The organism is Microbacterium sp. (genome assembly GCF_047606385.1).
Lineage (GTDB): Bacteria > Actinomycetota > Actinomycetes > Actinomycetales > Microbacteriaceae > Microbacterium.
In genome coordinates this window covers 1-4024 of sequence record NZ_JASGEL010000027.1, presented here as the reverse complement: position 1 = coordinate 4024, position 4024 = coordinate 1, and the positions used below count along the sequence as shown (strand labels likewise).

General features: G+C 73.1%; 3 protein-coding genes. 2 read left to right on the top strand and 1 reads right to left on the bottom strand.

Features of this window, described 5'->3' with window-relative positions; all coding sequences use genetic code 11:
- Positions 1-1139 (top strand): thiamine pyrophosphate-dependent enzyme (locus QM626_RS02830; protein ID WP_415073752.1); only part of this gene is annotated, 1139 nt, incomplete at its 5' end.
- A gap of 224 nt (positions 1140-1363) precedes the next feature.
- On the opposite strand, the gene QM626_RS02825 is transcribed toward QM626_RS02830, so the two are convergent.
- Positions 1364-3262, bottom strand: a complete 1899-nt coding sequence (locus QM626_RS02825; RefSeq protein WP_415073750.1) for an FAD-dependent monooxygenase — start codon at positions 3260-3262, stop codon at positions 1364-1366.
- Between the two features lie 155 nt (positions 3263-3417).
- Between QM626_RS02825 and QM626_RS02820 the strand changes: the two genes are divergently transcribed.
- On the top strand, positions 3418-4024 hold a 607-nt coding region (locus QM626_RS02820; RefSeq protein WP_415073748.1), incomplete at its 3' end, for an IclR family transcriptional regulator.

Below are 4024 nucleotides of genomic sequence, written 5' to 3'. Positions count from 1 at the left end.
CGCTGGCCCCGGCGCCGTTCGCCGCGGCGGCCGTCGACGACCTCGCCCGCCTCCTCGCCGGGGCCCGGCGTCCGTTCCTGCTCGCCGGACGCGGCGCGCACCTCGCCGACGCGGGCGACGCGCTGGCGGAGCTGGCGGACGCGACCGGCGCGGTGACGGCGACCACCGCGCTCGGCCGCGGGCTGTTCCCGCGGGCCGAGTTCGATCTCGGGGTCGCCGGCGGCTTCGGGGCCGAGGGCGCCATGGCGCTCGTCCGCGATGCCGACGTCGCGGTCGTGTTCGGCGCGGCGCTCAATCAGTTCACGATGCGCTTCGGCGAGCTGTTCGCCCCCGGCACCCGCGTCGTGCAGGTCGACACGGCGCCGACGGCGACGCATCCGCACGTCGGAGGGTTCATCCGGGGCGACGCCAGACTGGTCGCCGAGGCGCTGGTCGAGCGGCTCCGGGCACAGGGCGGGGCGCCCAGCGGCTGGCGGGAAGGCATCGACGGCGCGGCGTTGCGGGCGCGCGAGCAGAGCCCCGAGCTCGCGCCGGACGGCAGGCTCGACCCGCGCACGGTCGCCGCCCGCATCGGGGAGCTGCTGGAGTCCTCGCCCTCGACCCGCGACCGCGTCGTCGTCTCGGACGGCGGCCACTTCATCGGCTGGGCCAACACGTACTGGCCCGTCGCCGCCCCGGACCGGATGCTGATGGTCGGCACCGCGTACCAGTCGATCGGGCTCGGCCTCCCGTCCGTCCCGGGCGCCGCGATGGCCAAGCCCGACGCGACGATCGTGCTCACCACGGGCGACGGCGGCGGGCTCATGGCGCTCGCGGACCTGGAGTCCGCCGTCCGCGTGGCCGGCGGCCGGGGCCTGGCCGTGGTGTGGAACGACGCGGCGTACGGCGCCGAGGTGAACCTGTACGGGCGGCAGGGTCTGGATCCGGGCCCGATGCTCATCCCCGAGGTCGACTTCGCGGGGCTCGGCCGGGCCGTGGGCGCCGAGGGCGTGACGGTGCGGCGCCTGGCCGATCTGCAACGGCTCGCCGACTGGGCACGGCAGCCGGCATCCGATCGCCCGTTCCTGCTGCTCGATCTGCGGATCTCGGCCTCGGTGGTCGCCCCGTACCAGCGGGAGGTCATCCGCGTGAACTCCTGACCGGGCCTGCTCCGCCAGCCCCGCCCCGCATCCCCTTCCCAGATGCTCACCTTCTGACCCGCGGGGCGACTCAGAGGGTGATACCCCGGACGCTCACCTTCTGACCCGCGGGGCGACTCAGAGGGTGAGCTTCCGGGAAAGGGGGTCGAGAGGCCCGGAAAGACGCGGGAGCGGCCCGGGTCACGGGCTGCCGGGGCCGACGGGCGCGACGCGGTCAGCGGCGGTCAGCGGCCGGCCGGCGCCATGTGCTGCGCGAAGAACGCCGCCAGCTCCTCGGTCGCGGTCAGCGACAGCACGTGCGCGACGTACTGGTCGGGCCGGACCACGACGACCACACCGTCGCGGGACAGGCCCCGCTCGTCGAAGATGTCGCTGTCGTTCCACCGGCTCGGGCCCGCCGCGAACACCTTCTCCCAGTCGGTGACTCCGAGCGTGCCGTTGCGCGGCCGGAACACCGCGGGCACGGCGGTCACGTCGATGTCCTCGAAGCTCTGCTGGTACACCGCCTTCACGTCGAACACGGCGTCCAGCGCCAGGCCGTCCGGCGTGTGACGGCGGACGGGCGAGTCGTCCGCGGTCTCGATCCAGCGCGCCCACGCCGCCAGGGCCGAGTCGTCGCGCGGGCCCTCGGCATCCGCGAAGGCGTAGATGCGCCAGCGGCCGTCGGCCCTCGCATGATGGCCGAGGTGCACGACGTTGCCGTCGCTCGCGAGCACGACGGGCGAGGACGTGAAGCGCTTGCCCAGCGGGAAGCCGGCCGCGAGCTCCTGGCGCGCGGTGCCGGCGACGATCGCCGACGGCGCGTACTGCGTCATGAAGCCGGAGGGGAACTCGGCGGTCGCGAGGTAGTAGGCCGCGAGATCCTCCGGATCGGAGATCTCCTCGGGCTTGCGCGCCATCAGCGTCGACCACTCCCGGTCGAAGTCGATGAGCTGCTGGGCCACCGGCTGCCGCTCGGCGGAGTACGTCGCCAGCAGCGACTCCGGGCTGCGTCCGGTGAGCACCGAGCCGAGCTTCCAGCCGAGGTTGAACCCGTCCTGCATCGAGACGTTCATGCCCTGCCCCGCCTTGGCGCTGTGGGTGTGGCAGGCGTCGCCGGTGAGGAAGACCCGCGGAGCGAGCGCGGAGCCGTCGGGGATGTCGTCGAACCTGTCGGTCACGCGGTGCCCGACCTCGTAGACGCTGTGCCACGCGACGTCCTTCACGTCGAGGACGTAGGGATGCAGGATCTCGTTCGCGTGGCGGATGATCTGCTCGATCGGGGTCTGGCGCACGCGGTGGTCGTCGTCGGCGGCGACCTCGCCGAGGTCGATGTACATCCGGCTGAGGTACCCGCCCTCGCGCGGGATGTGCAGGATGTTGCCGGCCTCGGAGTTGATGGCGCACTTGATCCGCCAGTCCGGGAAGTCGGTCTCCACGACCACGTCCATCACACCCCAGGCGTGAGCCGACACGTCGCCGAGGTGCCGGCGCCCGATCGCGTCGCGCACGCCGCTGCGCGCGCCGTCGCAGCCGGCGACGTACTTCGCGCGCACGACGCGCTCCTGACCGGCGCGCTCGCCCGCCACGTACCGCAGTCGCACCTCGAGCGGGTGGTCCCCGCTCTCGTGCCGGATGAGGCCGACGAACTCGACGCCGTAGTCCGGTGCGATGCGGCCCGGGCCCGCGGCGGCGGCCTCGGCGAAGTAGTCGAGCACGCGGGCCTGGTTGACGATCAGGTGCGGGAACTCGCTGATGTCGTACGCATAGTCGGCGGTGCGCGATCGCCGCACGATGTTCTGCGGATTCTCGGGATCGGGTCCCCAGAAGTTCATCCAGCCGATGTTGTACGCCTCGGCGACGATCCGCTCGGCGAAGCCGAACGCCTGGAAGGTCTCCACGCTGCGGGGCTGGATGCCGTCGGCCTGACCCAGCACGAGCCGCCCGTCCCGCTTCTCCACGATGCGGGTGACGACGGTCGGGAACTGCGACATCTGGGCGGCCAGCAGCATCCCGGCCGGACCCGAGCCCACGATCAGGACGTCGACCTCGTCGGGGATCTCGGCCGGCCGGTCGATCCCGGTGCCCGCGGCGGGCTGCACGCGCGGGTCGCCGGAGACATAGCCGTTGTGGTGGAACTGCATCGTCGGAGATCCTTTCCCGGACGGCGGCGTCGGGGCCTTGTGATGGAATCAGGTGTGTTCTATATTCGAACTCACTGTTCTACTACAGAACGATAAGATCGTATACGACACCGAGCCGCGCCACAATCCCCGCGCCGGGCCACGGGAGAGACCGCATGACCTCGAGAGAGACCGCCCCGGCGTCGCAGACCCTGAGCCGCGGCATCCGCATCCTGGAGCTGCTCGCCGAGGCGCGCGACGCGCTCGCGATCGACGAGCTCGCGCGCCGGCTGGGCGTGCACCGCTCGATCGCCTACCGGCTGGTGCGCACCCTGGAGGATCACGCGCTCGTGGTGCGCACGGACTCCGGGCGCGTCACGCTCGGCGCCAGGATGGCGGCCCTGGCGGCGGGCGTCGCGCCCGATCTGCAGTCGGCGGCCCTGCCGGAGCTCACGGCGACCGCCGACGAGCTCGGCATGACGTGCTTCCTCGCGGTGCTCGACCGCGAGGAGTGCATCACCCTGGCGAGCGTCGAGCCGCGGCACGCCGTCGCCTCCGTCGCCCAGCGGCCCGGCGCCCGCCACTCGATCGCGCTCGGCGCACCGGGGAAGGCGATCCTCTCGACGCTGCCGGCCTCGCAGTGGCCGGTCGAGGTGGATGCGGCCACGGCGGCCGCGATCGCGGCGGCCGCCGATCGCGGCTATGCGACGAGCCACGACGAGGTCATCCCGACCGTGCAGGCCGTCGCCGTGCCGCTGCGGCTGCGCAGCCCGCAGCGGCCGG

Coding starts and splice junctions, on each gene's coding strand:
- QM626_RS02825 (WP_415073750.1), bottom strand. CDS start 3,262: ATGCAGTTCCACCACAACGGCTATGTCTCCGGCGACCCGCGCGTGCAG.